Origin of the sequence: Duffyella sp. Ts4 (assembly GCF_051851875.1) — a bacterium.
Classification (GTDB): Bacteria; Pseudomonadota; Gammaproteobacteria; order Enterobacterales; family Enterobacteriaceae; genus Duffyella; species Duffyella gerundensis.
In genome coordinates this window covers 322972-345009 of the sequence record NZ_JBLYPN010000002.1, presented here as the reverse complement: position 1 = coordinate 345009, position 22038 = coordinate 322972, and the positions used below count along the sequence as shown (strand labels likewise).

Genomic DNA, 22038 nt, shown 5'->3' with positions numbered 1-22038 from the left:
GCCACCGCCCTACACTTTCGCTTTCGGCATCTGGGAAACCAGAGACAGATTGACGTCCATGCCTTCTACCTGGAAATGCGGGATAGCGAACAGCCTGACGCGAAAGAAACCTGGGTTGTCTTCGATATCCTCGACAATCACTTTGGCATCGCGCAGCGGATGAGCGGCCTGCAGCTCGTCGCCCGGATCGGTCATTTCCGTCACCAGCCCGCGCACCCAGGTGTTCAGCTCCAGCTCCAACAGTCGGCGATCTTTAGTGGTGCCGATATTTTCGCGCTGGATCAGTTTTAGATAGTGCGCGATGCGCGACAACAGAAAGATATATGGCAGACGTGCGTTAATGCGGCTGTTGGCAGTGGCATCAGCGGTGTCATACAGCGCCGGTTTCTGCGTGGAGTTAGCCGAGAAGAAGCAGGCGTAGTCACGGTTCTTATAATAAGAGAGTGGTATAAAGCCCAGGTTGGCGAACTCAAACTCACGGGTTTCCGGGATCATCACTTCTGACGGGATTTTCACCTGGTTGCCGGTGCCGAGATCGTACAGGTGGATCGGCAGATCCTGCACGGCGCCACCCGCCTGCGGGCCGCGGATTTGCACACACCAGCCGTTGTTGATAAAGCTTCTTACCATGTTGGTGGCAAAGGCGAACGAGGCGTTGGTCCACAAATATTTGCCGTGGTCCGGGCCTTTCACCTCTTCAACGTAGTTGAAGCTGCGCACCGGCACAGTATCGGGGCCATACGGCAGACGCCCGAGCACGCGCGGCATCACTAGCCCGATATAGCGCGCGTCGTCGGTTTCACGAAACGATTTCCATTTGATGTATTCGGCGCGGTCAAAGTAGTTGCCAATATCTTTAATCGCCGCCACTTCCTCCATGTTCTCTTTGAGGAAGAACTGCGGACCGGCGGAGCCGATAAAGGGCATATGCGCGGAAGCTGCGACTTTAGAAATATTGCGCAGCAGCGCCACATCCTGCGCCGAAGCGTCAAACTCCCAGGAGGAGATCAGCGCGGCAATCGGCTCGCCACCTGGCGTGTCGTACTCGGCGATGTAGGTGTGGGCGTAAAGCCCGCTCTGGATGATTTCCGGCGAGTCTTCAAAGTCCTGGCGCAGATCCTCTTTCGAAAGATCCAGCACTTCGATTTTTACATTCTGGCGGAAGTCAGTTTTATCCACCAACGACTTCAGGCCGCGCCACAGTGATTCCACCTTTTGGAACGCATCGTGGTGCATCACCGCGTCAAGCTGGCGGCTAATCTGTTCGTCCAGCCGCGCGATATGATGATCCAGCAAGGTTTTGTCTAATTTATCAACGTTGGACCCTGACTGATTCAGGCACTCCACCAGCACCTTCATCGCGGCGGTCACTCGCTCGTCGATGCTGGCATCAGCCATCGCCTGATTATCCTGCCAGATGTTCAGATCGCTGAGGTGAGACACCGGATTAAGGTTGATTTTTTCAAACAGTGAGGCGTAAACCCCTTCTGCAACGGGACGATCCAGCAGGGTAGCAGCAGCGGCAGAAGCAGTTTCATTTTGAACAGACATGCGTATTCTCTCTGTATCATTCGGTGAAGGGGATCAGGCTTTCTCGGGCGCCAGAGCAGCCAGTTCGCCACGCAGTTCGTCACTCAACGCTGGGTTTTTCAGGATGATTTCCAGCTCTTTGCGAAAGGTGACGTTATCCAGCAGGTTGGCTTTGAGGTCGCGCAGCAGATTACGCATTGCCAGCATGGCTTTAAGTTGCGGCAGCTGGCGGGCAACCTGCTCGGGCGTGAAGTCTTTCATGTCGCGGAAGATCAGCCTGACGCTCTCTTCGCTGCCGTCGCCAGCGAGGGTGTTTTCTACCGAGATGTTTAAAGCCGGGGAGAACTCCGCCAGCACGCTGTCGAAGTTGTTCTTATTAACGTTAACTTTTTGCCGCTCGGACAGCACACGCTGTTCCTGGCCATTGCTGAAATCCCCGGTCACCAACAGCTTCAGGGGTAATTCCATTTTCTTCTGCGCATTGCCCGTGTGAAGATCCAATTTGATGTTAATACGCGCTTTTGGAATTTCATTTTGATAAGAATTGCTCATATATTTCCTTGTCGACCCAGGCGCGGAAAGCATCCATTACGCACACTTTCCCTGTGTGTACTGCGGCGACTATAGAGCAGCATGATTAATATGATCAATATCTAAAATCCAATAATTACAATGATTTATATAGGAAATTTCCTACAATCCCTGGTAAATTGCTGAATAAAATAGCTAAAAAATTGCCACCCCTACCTAAAAATTAACCCGCATGCAGAATTCACACGCTTGTCTTAGCCCTCCTTTAATGTGATTTGCTTCCCAAAACTTAACTATTCATAATGGTTACCATCATCAGAAAACCGCATTACAGACTTGAGCTGCATGACCAATAAATGAGCAAAGCATTATTACCTCTGCACTGACACCATCACTGAAATGACATGTCGAATTTACCGATCGCCTGGGAGCCTGTAAGCAACGATTGGCTGAGATGGCGTGCCCTTTTGTTAACAAAAGCAGGCAGCAACAAGTAGATGCGGCTTAAAGCTTCTATCTGACCCGCATCGGTGCAAGTCACCGCTTCTGATGCGCGCAGCCTGAGTCGCCCGATAAATGCCGCAACGGGTCATAACGCACGGGCGGCCGCTTAAATTTGCAACCTGGTAAAGCCGCAACCATTGCAGGTATAATCATCGTCATTATTCAGCGGATTCAGAGACCAAAATGACCAAGCTCACCTTGCAAGAGCAGCTGCTAAAAGCGGGATTAGTAACCAGTAAAAAAATGGATAAAGTGCAGCGCACGGCGAAGAAATCGCGCGTACAAGCGCGCGAGGCGCGGGCGGCAGTAGAAGAGAATAAAAAGGCGCAGTCGGAGCGGGATAAACAGCTCAGCGAACAGCATAAACAAGCGGCGTTATCGAAAGAGCATAAAGCGCAGGTCAAGCAGCTGATTGAGATGAATAAAATCAGCGTTGCCAAAGGCAATATCGATTTCAACTTTACCGATAACAACCTGATTAAAAAAATTGCGGTCGATAAAGCGACGCAGGCACAGCTGATCAACGGTCGTCTTGCCATTGCACGTTTGCTGGCTGAGAACGGCGGCGAAAGCCAGTACGCCATTATCCCGGCCAGCGTCGCCGATAAAATTGCCCAACGAGATGCCAACAGCATCGTGCTCAACAGCGCCCTGAGTCAGGAAGCGCAGGATGAAGACGATCCCTATGCTGATTTCAAAGTGCCTGATGATTTAATGTGGTAAGCAACCCACGTTCCTGACTGCCCCGCGCACCTTTACCTACTGTTTAAAACGGGCTGGGGTGACGAATGTTCATCCGCGCTCCGCTCACCGGATGGACAAAATCGAGTTCACTGGCGTGCAGCATCAGCCGGGGCGTCTGTTCGGTGCCGCGCAGCAGGCGACCGCCATACAGATCGCAGCCTAAAATCGGATGGCCCAGCTGCTGACAGTGAATGCGCAGCTGATGCGTGCGACCGGTTTCCGGCAGCAGCGTCACCCGCGTCACCGCCAGCAGCGCCCCGCATTCGGTTTCGCGGCTAAAGCGCTCAACCACGCGATAGCGCGAGCGCGCAGGTTTACCGTTAATCGGGCAAATCGACATCCGCGGGAACAGCGCCGGATCGCTGGCAATCGCCGCATCAATGATCCCTTCATCATCGACCACATGTCCGCAGAGCAGCGCGCTGTAGCCCTTGCTAACCGCCCGCTGGCTGAACTGCTGACACAGTGCGGCATTGATGCTTTTATTACGCGCAATCACCATGATCCCTGACGTTCCGAAATCGAGCCGATGCACCAGCGTGCAGCCGGGAAACTGCGCCACCAGTCGGTGATGCACCGAATCCAGATTGAGCGGATTTTTTCCCGACAGGCTCAACAGCCCGCTGGGCTTGTTGATCAGCAGCAGATGCGCATCCTGATAGAGAATGTCTATGCTGTCATGGCACGGCGGAGCAATAAAAGTATCGATGATGGCTGACATCAGAATGCCTGAAAGAAGAATGGACGCGGATGATAGCTAATTCTTAGAGCACTGGCGAATCCAGGCTAAAAGAGAGAAGAAGAAATCCTGCGAAAAAAGAGTGATTTAGTGTTCGAGTAAACGCAATGACAATATTAATTCAGCAATAGAATATTAGTGATATATAATTAATCATTTATAGAAATGACGTTAAATTAATTTATGCAGGATTATAATTCGACACAATAAAACATCCACCTGCGTAAATTCACATACCTCAATCGTAAATTGATCACAATAAAAATCCATCACTTACCTCCTAAAATATCATAACGCCATCAACCTCATTTTTCTTAAGCCGGGAAAATCGTCAAAGAAATAAAAAACCACGTAACAATAAACACTAAAAAATAACTCTCATTTAATTGGAATATATTATTAATAACACTATAAAAATGAAAGTGCATTTTTAAAATCCGCGATTAAAAGATCACACTCTTCCAGCCCTGTGCTAACACGGAAAAAAAGTTGAGTTGGATCCGAAATTAAAAAGTGAGTCAATGTAAAAGGAATTATACAACTGTCTACTCCCCCCCACCCATAAGCTAACTTAAAAATTTTAAATCCAGCCAAAAAGTCATCTCTTTTTTTATCTGACACGCATGCAACAGAAAAACTAAAAACGCCGTTGTATTTTTTATAATACTTATTATATGTGCAATGATCAGGGTGTGTTATGAGTTGAGGTGCAAGAACAGTTCCAACATGTGGATGATAACTCAATAATTCTATAATCTTAGAAGCAGAATTAGCCTGTCTGTCCAACCTTACGCCCAATGTCTTCAGCCCTTTATAAATGCTGAAGGATTCCTCTCCACCTAAACAGATACCAGACATCATCAGATATTTTCTTAAGGGGGAAAAATACTTCTCCGTAGTTGTAATGATGCCCGCTACAGCATCAGAATGACCCGATAAATATTTAGACGCTGAATGTATTACAACATCAACGCCATGCTTAATTGGATTCATTAACAACGGCGTTGACCATGTATTATCCATAACCACAAGGATGTTATTTTTTTGTGCCTGATTAACAACAAATTCGATATCGGTAACTTCAAAAACATTTGAAGACGGTGACTCAATATATATCAAAGTGGTGTTCTTTTTAAAAAATTTATCACATTCCATGAACTCGGATGAAGAAAGGAACGAGGCACTCACGCCACGTTGAGAAAGATAGGTATTTATGAAATGACGTACTGGTTCATAAACAGAACGATTGACCAAAATATGATCGCCAGGCCGAAGAAAAGCCAAAAGAGTAGAAGTTATTGCAGCAAGACCAGAGCATACGCACAATGAACCATAACCGCCTTCAAGACGAGTCACTTCTTGTTCAACAGCATCAGTAACAGGCGTGCCGAACCGTGAATATCGTGGATAATTTTCCTTTAGAGTATCCTGAGATGCCGTTACCAAAGCATGATGATCAGGATAAACTCCAGAGGTAAAACGTTGCACAGGGGGATGGGGAAAATAACGCCCAGTTTTTCCGGAGACCTCATCAGCCATGGACGTTTAGCTCCCAGTATTGTGCATGATGGACCTGGAGAAAATGATTTTTAAAGGATGCAATGACAGCTGATTGATCCTTAGCTTCGATTACATACCCGATAAGATAGAGCCCTGACTTTTCCCCACCCATATAGCTGTCGCCAATCAACCCCGTAAAATGTATCTTCCGCACAGATTTCTCATCGACAACTGGCAAAGAAAGCAGCTTTCCTCTTGCAGGTGGTATGCACACACATCCAAAACGCAAAAACTCATCGCTATAAGCAGGGTAATCCTCCGTTTGAATGTGGCACTCAGCCAGCAACCAGGCTTTATCAATATTCAATCCGGACATCTCTTCAATGAGGAAACTGATCATCCCTCCGCCGGTCCGGCTTGCAATTTCACAACAAACGATTTCGTTCTCAGCCGTTAGCCATAATTCACAATGAAAAGCAAAGTTTTCTGTAGCAGGCATATTAGCTATTATTTTTTTTGTAGTTTCAACTAATAAGTGATAGGTGCTATTATCTTTTTCTAACGGTACATTACCTATAAACATATCTTCACGGTAAGAAAGACAATCATTGATATATTTGAAGGGCTGTATAAACCTTATCCTACCGTCAACAAGTAGACCATCCACATGATACATCACCCCATCAATAAAACCCTCGGCCAACATTCCTTTCAAATTTCCATCATTGGATTTAATGAGCTCATTTAACTCTTTATGATCCTTTATAATTCGAACACCAGAAGAACCTGATGCAAGCCTGGGTTTTATCACAAAAGGATATTGATTCTTTTCTGAGAAGGAGATGACATCATCAGCAGAGTTTATCTCACTAAAATTAGCCATGTTGATATTTTTTCTGGACAAACGTTCTTTCATGAGAAGTTTATCTCTGTAATGAATTGCGCTATCGGTACTTTGCCCGACGATATTAAACTTTCTCCTTATTTCAGCTGAACGAATGACATCAACTTCTGCACGACAAAAGACATAATGAAAAGGGATTGATTGATAAATTTCATCAACCAATGCATATAGCTCGGTATCGTCACTGTCATAATTACTCAAACAATAACAATGCTCACAATTTTCTGCATATCCATCATAAAAACGCGCGGATGTTATAATTATCGGCGAAATACCTGAATCGCTGAGCCATTTATCATAAGGCGTTCTCATGTATTCCGTTTTTGCCAACACTAAAACCCTTTTTTCTTCCATCCCTGCCTCTACCTTAAATTTTTTTGAAAAAACATTCACAACCTTACTAAAGTAAATAAACCTTGACAATAAATTTAAGCAACTATCAGAAAATATAAATTTATACCTTAAAATCAACAACTTAAAAAATTACTCATTAAATAAAAAGAAGTTAAACTGAATAATTCATATTGAAATAATTTGCTAATGAAATTAAATGCAATTCCACTGCAGCATAGAAATTTGCATTATGCATAAAAAAAAGCATCTAATCCTACCATCACAGAATTTTAGCCCAACCAAACTAATGAGTTAAACTTATCATTGACTTTGCATACCCATATTCTTTATACCGATATACGCAAAATAACTAATGGAGCAATGTCGATGAAAGAAAACATGGAAATATCCTACGATTATCATGGTGATATCGATTTCAAAGAGCCATTTTCATCTATAAAAAATGAAGATATCCATTTTTACCTTGATGTAGATACATTTGTTGGAAAGGATACTTGTGGGCAAAATTGCAATCATTGTTGGTTTGTAAATTATCAAAAAGTCTTCGCAAAATCATTTGGTATACATGCAGGCCATGACATATACAGGAAATTGTCACAGCAAGGCTTCAATATTTACCCCCGTTATGTAGACAGCTTTGCTCACAATGGGGAATTTATGGATATCTACGGGCCTGCACACAACCGTGAGTTTCGTTCAGGAGAGAATAAAGAAGAAACAGAGACTATGATAAAAGGTGATGCATGGACAAGTGGTAAACCCCTACTGCAAAAAAACTATACCGATCTCCTGGATAAAGCGGTAAGAAATGGTTATGGCACTGTTTCCATTACTTTTCATGGTATAGTTGATGATGCCGATAAATGTTTGCTCTATTCTCATACTGATTATCCTATAAAAGGTGTTTTCCCAGGCGAGAAATGTATATCAGTTATTTCAAGAATACAGAATTATAGTAACGAAAATGTGTTTAACACGGAAATCCGGGTCAATATTGGCATCACTATTGGAACGCATAATCATTCCCGGGAAAATTTAATAAAATACTGTCAGCTTTTTAATAAATTGGGGGTTGAGACTGTACGTTTTAACTGCTTCACTGACCATGGACGCCGTCATCCTCATTTGCAACTCTCTCAAAAGCAAGTACGCGATTTTTATGAGAATGTAAGATGGATACACGATAATCTGACTTTACATTTTCAGCTTGGCGTCAGCGAGGATTTTGGAACCTCCGGGATCGACGTTCTGGATCTTCCTGCTCACGTGGGCTGGTGCCGAGCGGGCCGTCAGCTATTTGCCATTATTCCTTGCGAGGCCACTATTACTTATGTAGAGGGTGAGGAACACGAACGTATAGGACAAATAGTTGGATGTGTAAATATTTTTGAGCCTGGCTTCGGCTCTCTTACCCGCTTCAAGAAAACCAATAGCGATGAGTATGACTACAGAGTTCATTTTGATGTCGAAGCCATCGAATCTTTCACTCAGGACAGGTTATCAGGCGTGTATAAAAATGGATGTTTTGCTGGAGAAATCCTTCAGATGGAAAATTATGATATCCCTTTAGTAGACAAACATCGCATTGATGTAATAGAAGTATAAAAGCCTGTTTCTAAAAAATTATGAGGCCTTAACGGCCTCTGTCAAAAAAGGTATTTTAAATGGATTTATTAGTATCACCGCTTTGGATTAAAAGTAATCAACATAAACGAAATATTTTCATACTGGATGCCACGCTGAAAAAAACCATGAATACACATGCTCAAACTTCTGGTGGTGTAATCCCTGATGCGATATATTTTGATTTGGAAAAAGAATTTTCTGATCTGACGACTGGTCTTCCACACTCTTTTCCCCGCTTATCTTCAATGGCATCTTCCATGGCTGGTCTGGGCATAAACTCAGAATCAACTGTAGTGGTTTACGATCAACAGGGTGCTTATTCTGCTCCGCGAGTGTGGTGGATGCTTAAGGTAATGGGAGTTAAGAACGTTCATCTATTGGATGGAGGAATGTCTGCATGGCAGCAGGCGGGTTATAAGGTTTCAAGTCATCATCGGCAACCTGTCGCAACGCTTCCTACTCAGTTTGCTCCTCAACCTGAGCATATCATCGACAAAAATTTCTTGAATGAAAATCTTAACTCCAGGCAAGCCGTTATTATTGATGCACGCCCGTCTGCCCGTTTTGATGGTATTCAGGCGGAGCCAAGGTCTGGTTTGCGAAGTGGGCATATTCCCGGCTCAATCAATATTCCTTTTGAAAGTGTGCTGAGTGAAGGCCGATATAAAAATTCAGATGAACTCACTGCGCTATTCATTTCCAGGGGCATTTCTAAACAACAGCGTCTTATCTTTAGTTGTGGCTCGGGTGTTACGGCATGCATTGTGCTCATCGCTGCCTCTATTGCAGGATTCAACGCCCTGTATGTTTATGATGGATCCTGGGCTGAATGGGGCGCAGACGATGCCTTGCCTGTAGAAAAAACCTTGCTAAATCATGAGAATGAATAATATGCCCTTGCCACCTGAAAACAGAGCAGTAATTTATACCATGTTGCTGGGGACTTTTTTGTCCCGTGCAGGTTATTTTATGACATGGCCTTATCTGTCGCTGGTGCTTTATCGTGATTTTGGTCTGAGCGCTTCACTCATCGGCGCTATTTTCTTTATGACTTCAGCATCAGGTATATTATTTGGGATGTTGGGAAGTTATTATTCAGATATAATCGGTCGTGAGCGCGCACTAATAATCAGCCTTGTTCTGAGTGTGGCGGGGTTTTCAGTGATGGCTGGAACAACAGAAGTCATTGGCTTTGTCATAGCTATGGCTCTAATTTCTTTAGGCCGTGCATGCACAGAGTCATTTAGCAAAGCTATGATAGGAGATTATGTTAATGACGTTCGGCAAAGGGAAAAATTTCAATATATTCGCTACTACATTGTTAATATAGGTACAGCTTTTGGCCCTGTAGCAGGAACTTACGCCTTGACCTCGCCATCTTTAAATATATTTATAATTTCAGCCATAATATATATTATTTATACAATATTGATGATAATCATTGTTGCGATCTCCTCAAAGTCCAGGAGAGAGAAAGCATCTCCTTCAGCAGGAATCCTTCACGCCTTTTCAATCATATTATCCCAACCCTCTTTTGTTAGACTGCTTATAAGCTATTCCTTGCTCATGTTTGTTTATATATCCTTCGACTCGCCACTTATCCAGTTCCTCACTCGAATAAGCTTCCCAGACTTGACATTTATAATTAGTGCTATATTTTTCACTAACGCTATAACAGTAATAACATGCCAATATCCTGTACTTTATCTTTTGCGAAGCTCTACAGTTAATACTAAAATTAGCTTAGGCATCATATTAATATCCTTAGCCCAACTATTTTTTATGCTGGCCTATTTTAAATTAATAGCATTTATTATTTTTGCTACTTTTTTACTTAGTTTGGGAGAGCTGATAGCAATGCCAGCGTTTAGCATTGAAGTAGACAGGCTAGCACCAGCCAATCTCAGAGGTACTTCCTTTGGAATTATAAACCTTACTTCTCTCGGTGCATCCTTATGCCCGCTGGTTTGTGGTTTGCTAATAGATGCTGGGTATGGTTACGCAATGTTTTTTCTACTTTTTCTTACAGGATTGCTTTCCATTTTACTCTACAAAAAAGTCGGGCTGAGCCGTAAGGTTGCTCAGGCTTAATGTGCAGGGAGATAAAACCCATCCTTCTCGCGTTATGCTAAAAATTAACGCGCTTTTCTTGATTTTATAGCACCCTATGATTACATCAGCACTTTCTTACTGAGCGGCCGCCGCGCCGCGCCACGCTTTTTACCTGCAATTTTTAGCGAACCTTAAAGGCATTGAATTTTCTTTTGCATCACCTTGCCCTACTCCATCTTCGCCCAGGCCAAATTTATCGTCCACACTTAACGCAAAGGCATAGTCTGCGCAGGCATTGTGTTTTACACTGCGCGCTGAAAAAAAATGAGCAGATAACACGATTAGGCAGGCGGTAAATGGCGATGAACGGAACGATCACAACCTGGTTTCAGGACAAAGGCTTTGGATTTATCAAAGATGAAAACGGCGACAACCGGTACTTTCATGTGATTAAGGTCTCCAACCCCGATTTGATCAAGAAAGATGCCGCGGTGACGTTTGAACCGACCACCAACAGCAAAGGCCTGTCAGCCTATGCGGTGAAGGTGCTGCCGGAAAGCAAATACATCTATATTGCGGGTGAGCGCCTGAAGCTGACCTCGATTAAATCTTACGTGGTTTTCAGCGAAGAAGTGCCCGCCGAGACCCGCATCGATAAAGAAAATGCGGTGCTCTCTGTGGGCCTGCTCATGAGCAGCATTCGGCCTACCGCCGCTAAGCCTGGCGCCACGCGTTCGCTGAAAAAGCTGGCGATCACTACCTTTCAGGGCACCACGCTGATCTTCTCGGAAGATGAGATCGATATCGATGCCACGGTGAAAATGCTTAAGGTGTAACCGGCAGGTCGATTTCTGCGTATCGCAGGCGATCGGCTTCGCGTGATAGTAATCATGCCGCCACAACGGGCGGGGCTGACGATGCAGATTTATCCGTCGCCGCCTGGAATAACTGACACCCTCTTTAATCCTGGAAATACCTTATGAACCATGAAATACCGATTAAATATTTTGATATTGCCGATGAATACTCAACCGAAGCCGCCACGCCGCTGAGCGATGCCGAGCGCGAACCGGTTGCGCACTATTTTGAATTGCTGTTGACGCGGTTAAGCAACAACGAAGAGATTGATGAAGCGGCTCAGCAGGAGATGGCTGCTGATGCGGGCATCGATCCACAGCGCATTGATGAGATCGCCAACTTCCTGAATCAATGGGGCAACGAGTAATCGTCTCGCTCAGGTAAAGGATCGACCGTTTTAACAGGAAAAATCCACGCGCTGACGTGGATTTTTTATGTGATGCCTGTTGCCTTCGCGAACAGCAATAATGCCGATTCAGTCATGCGAAAAGGTCATTCTGCATCTGCCCTGCTCAGCCGCTTGAAACAGTGCGGCGTCAGGCTGGCCGCTCAGGAGATGGCATCCTCTGCGGCCAGACTGTTCAGCGAGCAGCGGCGATCGCCGCAACGTTTTCCGCAGTGACAACCTTGTAGGGCACCCAGTTAAACGCCTCTGCGGGCTGATTCTCCAGCAGCGTTTGGGTTACCTGCACCGCGCCGGTGGCCTGCGCTTTGGCATCCTGGAAAATGGTCAGCGCCATCATGCCGTTTTTGACGAACTGCAGCCCATCCGGCGTGCCGTCAATGCCGGCCACCAGGATGTGCTTATTCTTCGCCTGATTCAGCGCCATAATCGCGCCGATCGCCATCTCATCGTTGTTGGCGGCAATAGCGTCGATCGGGCTGTTATTGAGCAGCCAGCCAGAGACCACATCTACCGCTTCATTGCGCTGCCAGCGTGCGGTCTGCTTCTCCACCACCTTCATCTGCGGATATTTGCCGATCACCTTTTCAGCGGCGCGCGTACGCTCACGAGCTTCTTCATTGGACAGTGCGCCCATCAGGATCGCCACATTACCACGGTGCTCCATGCGTTTTGCCAGCGCCTCCAGCTGCATTTCACCCCCCAGCGCGGAATCAGAGCCAACATAGGCCATGCGCGCCAGCAGTTTGATCTCAGGCTTGCGGTTCACGAACACCAGCGGAATGTTGGCGCGTCGTGCTGCCTCAATCATCGGCCGCACGCCCTGCGTGTCCACCGGGTTGAGAATAATCGCGTCAACGCCCTGATTAATAAAATCATCAACCTGCTGCACCTGGAGCGCCACGTCGCCTTTGGCATCGACAAACTGGCTCTGCATCCCTTTTGCTTTCAGTTCGCTCAGCATCTGCGTGCGCAGAATAGAAACAAAGTTAAGGTCAAAATTGGCCAGCGCCACGCCAACCTGCCAGGTTTTTGCCTGTCCCGATACGCTGAACAGCGAACTCAGCAGCAGCACTAAAGCGGTGAATATTTTCATGTTTGCGTCCTGTTGGATTAAAGAATCATCGCGCGATCAGCAGGTGAAATGATCGCGGAACTGTGTCAGGGCTTCGGTGCTGTCGCCGGATGCCCAGCCTTCCAGCGCCACCACGCCGCGATAGTGCATCTGATCAAGCGCCCGCGCGATGGCGCGGTAGTTGATTTCGCCGGTGCCAGGCTGCTGGCGTCCCGGCACGTCGGCAACCTGAATTTCGCCGATTGCCGGTCCGCAGCGGCGCAGCAGCGCAATCAAATTGCCCTCGCCAATTTGCGCGTGATAGAGATCAAGGTTCATCTTGAGCGCCGGGCTGTTGACCGCCTCTACCAGCGCCAGCGTATCGGCGGCGCGGGCAAACGGCGTGCCCGGATGATCAACCGCGAGGTTAAGGTTTTCAAGGGTAAACACCCGTCCGGCGCGTTCGCCCAGCTGTGCCAGCTGGCGCAGCGTGTCGGCTGCCTGCAGCCACATCTGCCCGGTCACCACCTCAACCGGTTTTACCGGCAGGCCACGCGCATCCAGCCCGGTGCCGTGCAGGTTCAGCGACGGACAGTTAAGCTGCGCGGCCACCGCCAGCGAGCGTTCTGCGCTGGCGAGCAGCTGCGCGATGCCCTCTTCGTCAGTGAGATTGCCGGTAAGGTAGCCGGTCATCGAGGTAAAGCGGGCACCGGTGGCCGCCAGCGCGGTGATATCCTTGTCAGCCCAGCCCCAAATTTCAACGCCAAAACCCAGCGCATGAATACGCTCAACGCGGGAAATCAACGGCAGGTCAAGAAACACCATTTCGGCGCAGACCGATAATGTGTAGTCAGCCATCAGCGATCCCCCAGCGTGATTGACCGTCCCTGCTCGACCGAAGCGATGCAGGCCAGCGCAATCTCCAGCGCATTACGCGCATCTTCCCCGGTGGCGCGCGGCGTTTCGCCAGAACGAATGCAGTGCACAAACTCGGTCAGCTCGGCGACGTAGGCGTCGCGTAGCAGGTCGGTGTCCATGCGCGACGTCGCGATGCCGATGCCGTTTTCGCGATAGGTGACGCAGTTGTTAAGGTTGATATTGCCCGCCTGCATCATGCCTTTGCTGCCAAACACCTCGCCGCGCACGTCATAACCGTATACCGCCTGAAAGTTCGCTTCTGCCGTGGCAATGGCACCGTTATCAAAGCGAATAGTGACCACGGCAGTATCCAGCAGCCCCTGCGCTTTAAAATCGGGGCGCACCAGCGCATCGGCCAGCGCACAAACCGCCACCGGCTTCGCACCGGGATTGAAATGCAGCAGGGTATCGAAATCATGGATCAGCGTTTCGAGAAAGATGGTCCACTGCGGAATCGGTGCTGGATCGCGCAGCAGCGGATCGCGGGTTACCGAGCGGCTGAGCTGGGTCGTGCCGTTTTCACCGGCCTTCACCGCCGCAATGGCCGCCGCAAAACCGCTGACAAAGCGGCGGTTAAAACCGACCTGCAGCACCACGCCTGCGGTTTTTGCCGCGGCGATGGCGCGGTCCGCTTCCTCCAGCGTTACCGCCATGGGCTTCTCACAAAACACATGCTTGCCAGCCTGCGCCGCGGCGATGACCCAAGCCGCGTGGGTGCGGGCCGGTGAGGCGATGACCACCGCATCCACCTCAGGATCGTTGAGCAGCGCCTGCAGATCGCTGAACGCCTTGCTGACGCCCAGCTTTGTTGCCAGCGCTTGCGCCGCGCCAGGCTGCGGATCGGCCACGGCAACCAGCTGCGCGCCCGGCACGCGTTGGGCCAGTGACTCGGCATGAAAGCTGCCCATTCTGCCTGCGCCAATCAGGCCGACACGTACGGATGGTGAATGCATAAACGCTCCTTTTTGAAATGGTGTGCCCGTCAGGGCGATCGGTGCGCGATGGCGAAACCTCGCTGCCATGCCTGCTACAGCCATTGCAAACGCGATGCCAGCGCGCAGAGCGGGATATTTGTGAGCGGTTGCACAGATGGAAGTCACAAAGTGATAACAAAATTTACATGTCAATCTGACATGTAAATAAAATGGACATTCCACGTTGGACGGAGAATGCCATGCACGCGTTACAAGGTCTGTTACCGGTTAAAGATGAAAGTGATGCGATATTCAGCCTGCCCGCCAGCAGCGAGGCAGCAAAATGGGAAGATTTACTGCAGCAAGGCTGGCAGGCGTTTCAGCGCGGCGAGCAGCCGCACTGGATAAGAGCCAATATTCTTCATTCGTGGCAGCGTTCGCAGCAGCTGGCGATCGATCCGGCGCACTTCGTCTACCGCGCGCCGCCCGCCGCGGAACTGGCGGCGATTCTGTCCAGCAACCGCGAGATGATTGAGGTGGCGCGCAAAGTGATGGCCAACCTGCTGGCCTACAATCCCGATGGCCATATCAATCTCACCGATGCGCAAGGCGTAACGCTGGATTACTGCGGCGCCGATCTGACGCCGCCCGGCAGCATCCTGCGCGAAGAGGTGCTCGGCACCAACTGCACCGCGCGCTGCCTGATTGAGCAGCGTCTGGTCTACGTGCTCAGCGGTGAAAACTGGAAATTCCAGCTGCGCGATCGCCATCGCCACTGCGCCGCCGCGCCGGTGCGTGACGGCACCGGTTCGGTGATCGGCGTGCTGACGCTCACCGCCACGCCGGATAATTTCAACGCCCACACGCTGGGCACGGTGCAGGCGGCCGCCGAAGCGGTGGGCCGCGAGCTGATCCTGCGCCGTCACCTCACCGAACAGCAGTCAATTCTGGAAACGCTGAACGAAGGCATTATCGTGTTCGATCGTCAGGGCCGTATCAAAACCCTTAATCGCTATGCGCGCCAGGTGTTCAACCACCTCGATATTACCGGCCCGGCAATTGACGAGCAGTTGCAGCCACAAGCGGGATCGCTGCTGAGCCTGCCGTTCTGTAATGACCGCGAGCTGCAGTTTATGCCTGCGGGCAGCGGCATCTCCTGTCTGGTGTCGCTGATGCCCGCCCCGGAGGGCGATCGTATCCTTTCCCTGCGCGAGAACCAGCGTATCCGGGCGATTACCCGGCGCGTGCTGGGCGTCAGCGCCAGCTACATCTTTGAGATGATTCAGGGCCAGGCTCCCGCCCTGCAACAGGCGATTCAGAATGCCCGTCTCAGCAGCCGCGGCGACAGCACCATTTTGCTGACCGGCGAGAGCGGCACCGGCAAAGAGCTGTTTGCTCAGGCGATCCACAATGCCAGCCTGCGCGCGCAGGAGCCGTTTATCGCCATCAACTGCGGCGCGTTGCCGCGCGATCTGGTGCAGAGCGAGCTGTTTGGCTATGTCGATGGTGCTTTTACCGGCTCGCGACGCGGCGGTTCGGCCGGTAAGTTTGAGCTGGCGGACGGCGGCACGCTGTTTCTGGATGAGATTGGTGAGATGCCACTTGAGGCGCAAACCAGCCTGCTGCGGGTGATTCAGGAAAGCGAAGTGCTGCGCATTGGCGCGGCGCAGCCGGTGGCAGTTAACGTGCGGATCATTGCGGCGACCCACTGCGATCTGCTCGACGCCGTAGAAAAAGGGGCGTTTCGGCGCGATCTCTTCTATCGGCTTAACGTCATCTCACTGGCGATACCGCCGCTGCGGCAGCGGGCGGAGGACATTGTCAGCCTGGTGAACGCCTTTACCCAGTCGCTCTGCGCACGGCTGAAGCGGAATCCGCCGCGCTTTTCACCGGCGGCGATGGCCTGTCTGCAGGCGTGGCACTGGCCGGGCAACGTGCGTGAGCTGGAAAACCTCGTGGAGCGCATGATCAGCCTGTGCGAAGGGCTGCTGATTGACGTTGCCGATTTGCCAGCGGAGATGCGCCACGCACCGGTTGCTGCGGCGCTCAGCTCGCTGCAGGATGCCAGCCGTCAGCATATCCTGCTGACCATCGATAAGCATGGCGGCAACCTGCGCCGCTCGGCACAGGAACTGGGCATCTCACGCACCGCGCTCTATAACAAGCTGCATCTCTGGCAGATCGATATGCAGGCGCTGCGCCGTCGCGGCTAACCGACGGCTACTTTTGCCCCTGCAAGCGGCTGGCGATAGCACGCAGCTCATCGGCAATCTGTTTCAGATCCTGCTGCTGTTCGCCCGGCGCCCCGCTGGAATGGCGTACCACCAGCCGTGCGGGCAGGATCGACGATGAGCGGCTGCTGTCGCTTTCGTTGGCCCGCAGCAGCCGCTCTACCGCCTCTTTGCCCTGCCGATCGAGATCCAGCGACACCGTGCTCAGTGACGGATGAAAAAAGGCGCTTTCGTAGGTGTCATCATAGCCAATCACCGATTTTTGCCCCGGCACGGCGACGCCGTTCTGATGAAAGGCGCTGAGCACGCCCAGCGCCATCTGATCGTTACCCACCAGCAGCGCGGTAAAATCGGGTGCTTCGCGCAGCATCTGTAACGCGCCAGCGTAGCCGCTCTGCGCATCCCAGTTACCGTAGACCAGGCTCACCGGCTGCAGGTGATAACGCTCCAGCATCTCCAGCCAGCTTTTCAGGCGCAGATTAGCAGAGACCGAGTGCTGCGGCCCGGCCAGCAGCGCAAACGCCCGATGCCCCTGCTCATAGAGATATTTGACGCTGGCGCGGGTGCCGTCGGCCGGGTTAAACGACACGTTAAACACCGAACAGAAGGGATCGACATCCAGAAACAGGCAGATGATGTCGCGGTTATCCTCGGCGATGCGTTCGGCGTCGGCGGTCTCCATTGGCGCGTTGATAATGACCCGATCCACCCGCTGCGATTTTAGCTCGTTGATCGCGCCCTGTAGACTTTGTCCGACGTTCTCATCGATCATGGCAATCAGTACCTGATAACCCGCTTCGCTGGCGTAGCGTTTCACCGCAGCGGCCACCTGAGAGGGCGCATGCAGCGCCAGCGAGGTGGTCACCAGCCCAAGCGTGGTTATGTGCTTGCCGACCAGCTGCTGTGCCAGCCGGTTGGGCACGTAACGCAGCGCCTCAATCGCCTCTTCCACCTTGCGACGCGTTGTTTCTGAGACGTTAGCGGACTTATTCAGCACGCGTGAAACCGTCTGGTAGGATACCCCGGCATGGCGTGCAACATCCTCTAACGTGGCACTTTTCAGCTTCATAACTCGATTCCCAGTCTGCAGAGGGTCGGAATTGTATCAGTCGTCCAGACCCTGGCCTAGTTAACCCGCTCACAGCGTTGCGAATTGCCATAAAAGATTGACGTTCACATGGATCGTTAAGTGATCCGCCTCACCAATCGTTACATTTTACCGCTAATTTGTTGCACTGACTCACACAATTCACCGATGTGCATTGCCTGAAATTGTTTGCTCATCGATAACTGTCGCCACGATGTGAACGTATGACAATTACCCCTGAGGATAACATGAATACTAAGCTTTGCACGCTGGCGGTGGCGCTGGCGGCAACCCTGACTTCCCCTTCCCTGCTCGCAGCGATCGACAACATCGATTTTCACGGTTATCTACGTGGCGGCGTGGGCGTTTCGCGCGATGGTGGCATGGAAGAGTGGCAAAAAAACAAGATCGGCCGTCTGGGTAACGAAGCGGACACCTATGGCGAAGTGGAGCTGGGCAGCGAAGTCTACAAAAAAGATGACGTCAGTTTTTACGTCGACACTATGGTCAGCATGTTCTCTGACGGGTCCAACGATAACGAAACCACGTTGGGCGATGACGCACAGTTTGGCCTGCGTCAGCTTAATTTGCAGATTAAAGGCCTGATCCCAGGTGATAAGAACGCGGTGATCTGGGGCGGTAAGCGCTATTACCAGCGTCACGATCTGCACATCATCGATACCAAATACTGGAACATCTCCGGTTCCGGTGCCGGTGTGGAAAACTACACCCTGGGCCCGGGCGCCCTCTCTGTGGCGTGGATCCGTAATGATGCCAACGACGTCGACTATCGCGAGGATGGCGATAACGACGTGAACATCAACTACATTGACGTGCGTTATGCGGGCTGGAAGCCGTGGAGCGGCGCATGGACTGAATTCGGCGTCGACTACGCCATTCCTAACGCCACCGACAAGCAGAAAGAGTACGGCGGCCTGTATGACGCGGAAAACGGCGTGATGCTCACCGGCGAAGTCAGCCAGGATATGTGGAGCGGCTACCAGAAGCTGGTGGTGCAGTATGCTGATAAAGGTTTGGCGCAGAATATGGTGTCGCAGGGCGGCGGCTGGTATGACATGTATAACGACACCCGCGATGCCAAAGGCTATCGCGTGATCAACACCGGCCTGCTGCCGATCACCGACCGCTTCTCGCTGAATCAGGTATTTACCTGGGGTTCAGCCGATAACGTCACCGCACAAACCGACAGCTCCACCCTGCTCTCGCTGGTTGGCCGGGCGCAGTACCAGTTTACCGACTACGTGCGCGGCATTGGTGAAGTGGGCAGTTTCTGGCAGAAAGATAAAAACCGCGACGGCAGCGACTACAAACAGGCCGGACAGAAATATACTCTGGCGCTGGGTCTTGCCGCCGGCCGTGAATTTATGTCGCGTCCTGAGCTGCGCGTGTTTGCTTCTTACCTGAACGATTCAGAACAGGGCAACACTTTCCAGGATAACACCGCTGACAACACGTGGAACTTCGGCGTGCAGGTGGAAGCCTGGTGGTAAGCGGCTGAGGTCGACAAACCCCATAAAAAGGATGCTGCGGCATCCTTTTTTTATGGCGTTCCGGCGGTAAAAAGAGAGCGATGCAAAGAGGCAATAGGGAAAGCAACAGTGAGAAAGCGGGATAACCGGTTGGCTATCCCGCGGGGTATCAGGCGGGTTTAAAAAAGCGGGCGTCGAGCAGCTGGCGCAGCCGATCGGACTGCGTACCGAAAATAGCGTGGACCTCATGGCCGAGAATCACCACGCCAATTGCGCCCATCTGCTGTAGCGCGGCGGAATCCACCTGCGCCAGTGATTTCACCTGCACCCGCAAGCGGGTCAGACAGGCATCAACCTGCTCAATATTATCGCGGCCGCCAAAGCAGTGCAGCAGACGCTCGAGCATCGCCATATCTACCGGCTCATCCGCTGACGGCTGAGGCTGGCGGCTGAAGTAATGCGTAAACGATTTAAGGCTTACCATCATGTTCTCCTCAGGCGGCATCGCTGCCGCCATATTTGCTGACCCGGGCTTATAACGGCCCGCGCAGTACCCGACAATCCCACGGCACCAGATTAAGTGAACGGGCCACCGGCGAACCGGCGATCAGATCCTCAAGCCCGGCAGGCAGATCGACCGTTTGCGTGCGCGCGGTAAAGTTTTGCAGGAAAATAAACGAATGAACGCCATCGGTGCGACGGTGTGCGGTGACGCCCGGCGGGAAGTCGGTGGCCAGCGCGCGCGGCAGCGCCAGACGGGTAATCAGCGCGCCGTAGAAGTCGCGATGAAACGCCAGATCGTTGCGTGATGCGATATACCACGCCTTGCCCGCGCCGACGCTGTTCACCGTGACCGCCGGTTGACCGGCATAGAAATCACTCTCGTAGCTCGCCAGCGCGGTGGCGCCTTCCAGATGAATATGTTCGCACAGCTCGCGCGCCTGATAGGGCCCGCTCAGGCCAGGCAGGTTGCCGCTGATGCCGCGCACCGCATTGAATTCGCCCTCTGCCAGGCTGTCGATCTCTTCTGACCAGATGCCGAGCAGCGGCCGCAGCGGCCCCGGAAAGCCGCCGAGATGGCAGAGATCGCTTTCGTTAACGATGCCGCTCCAGTAGGTGGCGACAAAGTGCCCGCCGTTTTCAACAAAGCGCTGCGCGCGCCCGGCAAAGCCGTCGCGTACCATATAGAGCATCGGCGCGATCACCAGCGAATAGCCGCTGAAATCGACGTCGGCGTTGATCACATCCACCGCCACGCCCTGTTCCCAGAAAGCGCGATAATGTTCCGTTACCGTACGCTCATAGTGCAGGCCGATGTTGCGCGGCCCCTGAGCGTTGTCCATCGCCCAGCGGCTTTCCCAGTCAAAAATGATCGCCACTTTTGCGTCGACGCGGCTGCCCTGCACCGGCGTCATTGCGGCCAGCATGCGGCCCAGTTCACTGACTTCGCGGCCCACGCGGGTATCAAGATGGCCGACGTGATCCACCACCGCACCGTGGAACTTCTCCACCGAGCCGCGGCTTTTACGCCACTGGAAGTACTGCACCGAATCGGCACCGTGTGCCACCGCCTGCAGCGACGACAGAATGTGCATGCCCGGCTTTTTCAGCTTGCTGGTGGGTTGCCAGTTGGTGGCGCTCGGCGTTGACTCCATCAGCACAAAGGGCTGGCCCTGCTTCAGGGTGCGCATCAGATCGTGATACATCGCCGTGTAGCAGGCGAGCGTGGTTTCATCTTTCTCGTTGTGCCAGGTTGGATAGCTGTCCCAGGAGATAAAATCCAGCGGCTGCGCCAGCTTCCAGTAGTCGTAGTCGTAGAAATATTCCATGAAGTTGGTGGTAGCTGGCAGGTCGGGATTCACCGCCTTCAGGGGTTTGATCTCTTCGGCGCAAAAATCGGTGACCTGATCGGTCATAAAGCGCCGCCAGTCGAGGTTCAGGCCGTGAATCGACATTTCACCCTGCGGTGACGGCGAGGCGATTTGTGACCAGTCGCTGTAGGTGTGGCTCCAGAAATCGCTCCACCAGGCGTGATTCAGCTTATCCAGCGTCTCATAGCGCTGCTGCAGCCAGCCGCGAAAGGCACTCTGACAACGTTCGCAGTGGCACTCTCCGCCATATTCATTGGAGATGTGCCAGCCAATCACCGCCGGATGGTGCGCATAACGCTCGGCCAGCGCGCTGTTCATCTCCCTGACCTTTTGTCGGTAAACCGGTGAGGTCATGCAGTGATTATGGCGGCCGCCGTGCAGCGCCGGTACGCGATCGCGGCCGACGCGCAGCACTTCCGGGTATTTCTGCGACATCCATGCCGGACGCGCGCCGCTTGGCGTGGCGAGAAACACTGCAATATTGTTCTGCTGTAGTTTATCCAGCAGGCTGTCCAGCCAGGCAAAATCGTACTCGCCATCGGCCGGCTCGAGCTTCGCCCAGCTAAAGATGCCAACCGACATCACGTTGCAGTGCGCCTGTTTCATCATTTCAATGTCGTTATCAACGATGCCCGGCGTCTGCGTCCACTGTTCCGGGTTGTAGTCTGCGCCATGCAGTAACGCATTAACTCTGGCGCTTAGCGGTGGAAATTTACTCATAGAATCCT

Annotated in this window: 19 protein-coding genes; 8 read left to right on the top strand and 11 right to left on the bottom strand. The window is 51.4% G+C overall.

Annotated elements, in window-relative coordinates; genetic code table 11:
• Positions 1-9: 9 nt before the first annotated feature.
• Together tssC and tssB are read right to left on the bottom strand one after the other, a co-directional pair.
• The gene (gene tssC / locus ACJY2L_RS04585; RefSeq protein WP_439213063.1) at positions 10-1551 is read right to left on the bottom strand and encodes a type VI secretion system contractile sheath large subunit; all 1542 of its coding nucleotides are present in this window, start codon (positions 1549-1551) and stop codon (positions 10-12) included.
• Positions 1552-1584: 33 nt separating this feature from the next.
• On the bottom strand, positions 1585-2082 hold the full coding sequence (gene tssB, locus ACJY2L_RS04580) for a type VI secretion system contractile sheath small subunit (protein WP_439213062.1): 498 nt from the start codon (positions 2080-2082) through the stop codon (positions 1585-1587).
• Between the two features lie 666 nt (positions 2083-2748).
• Between tssB and ACJY2L_RS04575 the strand changes: the two genes are divergently transcribed.
• Positions 2749-3288 (top strand): DUF2058 domain-containing protein, encoded by a 540-nt coding sequence (locus ACJY2L_RS04575; RefSeq protein ID WP_439213061.1) that lies wholly within the window; start codon positions 2749-2751, stop codon positions 3286-3288.
• Between the two features lie 43 nt (positions 3289-3331).
• Here the strand turns inward: ACJY2L_RS04575 and ACJY2L_RS04570 are convergent, their stop codons facing one another.
• The 3 genes from ACJY2L_RS04570 to ACJY2L_RS04560 all read right to left on the bottom strand — a co-directional run bounded on the left by ACJY2L_RS04570 (position 3332) and on the right by ACJY2L_RS04560 (position 6806).
• Positions 3332-4030 (bottom strand): RluA family pseudouridine synthase, encoded by a 699-nt coding sequence (locus ACJY2L_RS04570; protein WP_439213060.1) that lies wholly within the window; start codon positions 4028-4030, stop codon positions 3332-3334.
• A 426-nt stretch (positions 4031-4456) separates the two neighbouring features.
• Positions 4457-5587 carry a trans-sulfuration enzyme family protein gene (locus tag ACJY2L_RS04565; RefSeq protein WP_439213059.1) on the bottom strand — a complete coding sequence of 377 codons (1131 nt, stop codon included), beginning with the start codon at positions 5585-5587 and terminating at the stop codon, positions 4457-4459.
• The gene (locus tag ACJY2L_RS04560; RefSeq protein ID WP_439213058.1) at positions 5580-6806 is read right to left on the bottom strand and encodes an ATP-grasp domain-containing protein; all 1227 of its coding nucleotides are present in this window, start codon (positions 6804-6806) and stop codon (positions 5580-5582) included. Before ACJY2L_RS04560 ends, ACJY2L_RS04565 begins: the two co-directional genes overlap by 8 nt.
• Positions 6807-7172: 366 nt before the next feature.
• On the opposite strand from ACJY2L_RS04560, the gene ACJY2L_RS04555 reads away from it, so the two are divergent.
• The 5 genes from ACJY2L_RS04555 to ACJY2L_RS04535 all read left to right on the top strand — a co-directional run bounded on the left by ACJY2L_RS04555 (position 7173) and on the right by ACJY2L_RS04535 (position 11709).
• Positions 7173-8411: a radical SAM protein gene (locus ACJY2L_RS04555; RefSeq protein WP_439213057.1), complete on the top strand. Its 1239-nt coding sequence runs from the start codon at positions 7173-7175 to the stop codon at positions 8409-8411.
• 59 nt (positions 8412-8470) lie between these two features.
• A complete protein-coding gene (locus ACJY2L_RS04550) occupies positions 8471-9322 on the top strand; it encodes a sulfurtransferase (protein ID WP_439213056.1) in 852 nt (283 codons plus the stop codon).
• Positions 9315-10523 (top strand): MFS transporter, encoded by a 1209-nt coding sequence (locus tag ACJY2L_RS04545; RefSeq protein ID WP_439213055.1) that lies wholly within the window; start codon positions 9315-9317, stop codon positions 10521-10523. Before ACJY2L_RS04550 ends, ACJY2L_RS04545 begins: the two co-directional genes overlap by 8 nt.
• A gap of 317 nt (positions 10524-10840) precedes the next feature.
• Positions 10841-11320 (top strand): cold-shock protein, encoded by a 480-nt coding sequence (locus tag ACJY2L_RS04540; RefSeq protein WP_067429931.1) that lies wholly within the window; start codon positions 10841-10843, stop codon positions 11318-11320.
• A 143-nt stretch (positions 11321-11463) separates the two neighbouring features.
• Positions 11464-11709, top strand: coding sequence for a DUF2543 family protein (locus tag ACJY2L_RS04535; protein WP_439213054.1), 246 nt, complete (start codon positions 11464-11466; stop codon positions 11707-11709).
• Positions 11710-11923: 214 nt separating this feature from the next.
• Here the strand turns inward: ACJY2L_RS04535 and ACJY2L_RS04530 are convergent, their stop codons facing one another.
• The 3 genes from ACJY2L_RS04530 to ACJY2L_RS04520 are packed head-to-tail and all read right to left on the bottom strand — an operon-like array spanning position 11924 to position 14670.
• The gene (locus ACJY2L_RS04530; RefSeq protein ID WP_439213053.1) at positions 11924-12841 is read right to left on the bottom strand and encodes a substrate-binding domain-containing protein; all 918 of its coding nucleotides are present in this window, start codon (positions 12839-12841) and stop codon (positions 11924-11926) included.
• A 36-nt stretch (positions 12842-12877) separates the two neighbouring features.
• Complete coding sequence (locus ACJY2L_RS04525; RefSeq protein ID WP_439213052.1) at positions 12878-13657, bottom strand: TIM barrel protein; 780 nt, start codon at positions 13655-13657, stop codon at positions 12878-12880.
• Positions 13657-14670, bottom strand: a complete 1014-nt coding sequence (locus ACJY2L_RS04520; RefSeq protein ID WP_067429919.1) for a Gfo/Idh/MocA family oxidoreductase — start codon at positions 14668-14670, stop codon at positions 13657-13659. The genes ACJY2L_RS04525 and ACJY2L_RS04520 overlap by 1 nt, the downstream gene beginning before the upstream one ends.
• A 221-nt stretch (positions 14671-14891) precedes the next feature.
• On the opposite strand from ACJY2L_RS04520, the gene ACJY2L_RS04515 reads away from it, so the two are divergent.
• A complete protein-coding gene (locus ACJY2L_RS04515) occupies positions 14892-16844 on the top strand; it encodes a sigma-54-dependent Fis family transcriptional regulator (protein ID WP_439213051.1) in 1953 nt (650 codons plus the stop codon).
• 7 nt (positions 16845-16851) lie between these two features.
• Here ACJY2L_RS04515 and ACJY2L_RS04510 read toward each other — a convergent pair whose 3' ends face one another.
• Entirely contained in the window at positions 16852-17931 is a 1080-nt protein-coding gene (locus ACJY2L_RS04510) for a LacI family DNA-binding transcriptional regulator (protein ID WP_067429912.1), read from the bottom strand.
• A 266-nt stretch (positions 17932-18197) separates the two neighbouring features.
• On the opposite strand from ACJY2L_RS04510, the gene ACJY2L_RS04505 reads away from it, so the two are divergent.
• A complete protein-coding gene (locus ACJY2L_RS04505; RefSeq protein WP_439213050.1) occupies positions 18198-19460 on the top strand; it encodes a maltoporin in 1263 nt (420 codons plus the stop codon).
• A 148-nt stretch (positions 19461-19608) separates the two neighbouring features.
• Here the strand turns inward: ACJY2L_RS04505 and ACJY2L_RS04500 are convergent, their stop codons facing one another.
• Both ACJY2L_RS04500 and ACJY2L_RS04495 read right to left on the bottom strand, forming a co-directional pair.
• The gene (locus tag ACJY2L_RS04500; protein WP_067435269.1) at positions 19609-19923 is read right to left on the bottom strand and encodes a glucose PTS transporter subunit EIIB; all 315 of its coding nucleotides are present in this window, start codon (positions 19921-19923) and stop codon (positions 19609-19611) included.
• A 49-nt stretch (positions 19924-19972) separates the two neighbouring features.
• A complete protein-coding gene (locus ACJY2L_RS04495; RefSeq protein ID WP_439213049.1) occupies positions 19973-22030 on the bottom strand; it encodes a beta-galactosidase in 2058 nt (685 codons plus the stop codon).
• Positions 22031-22038 lie beyond the last annotated feature (8 nt).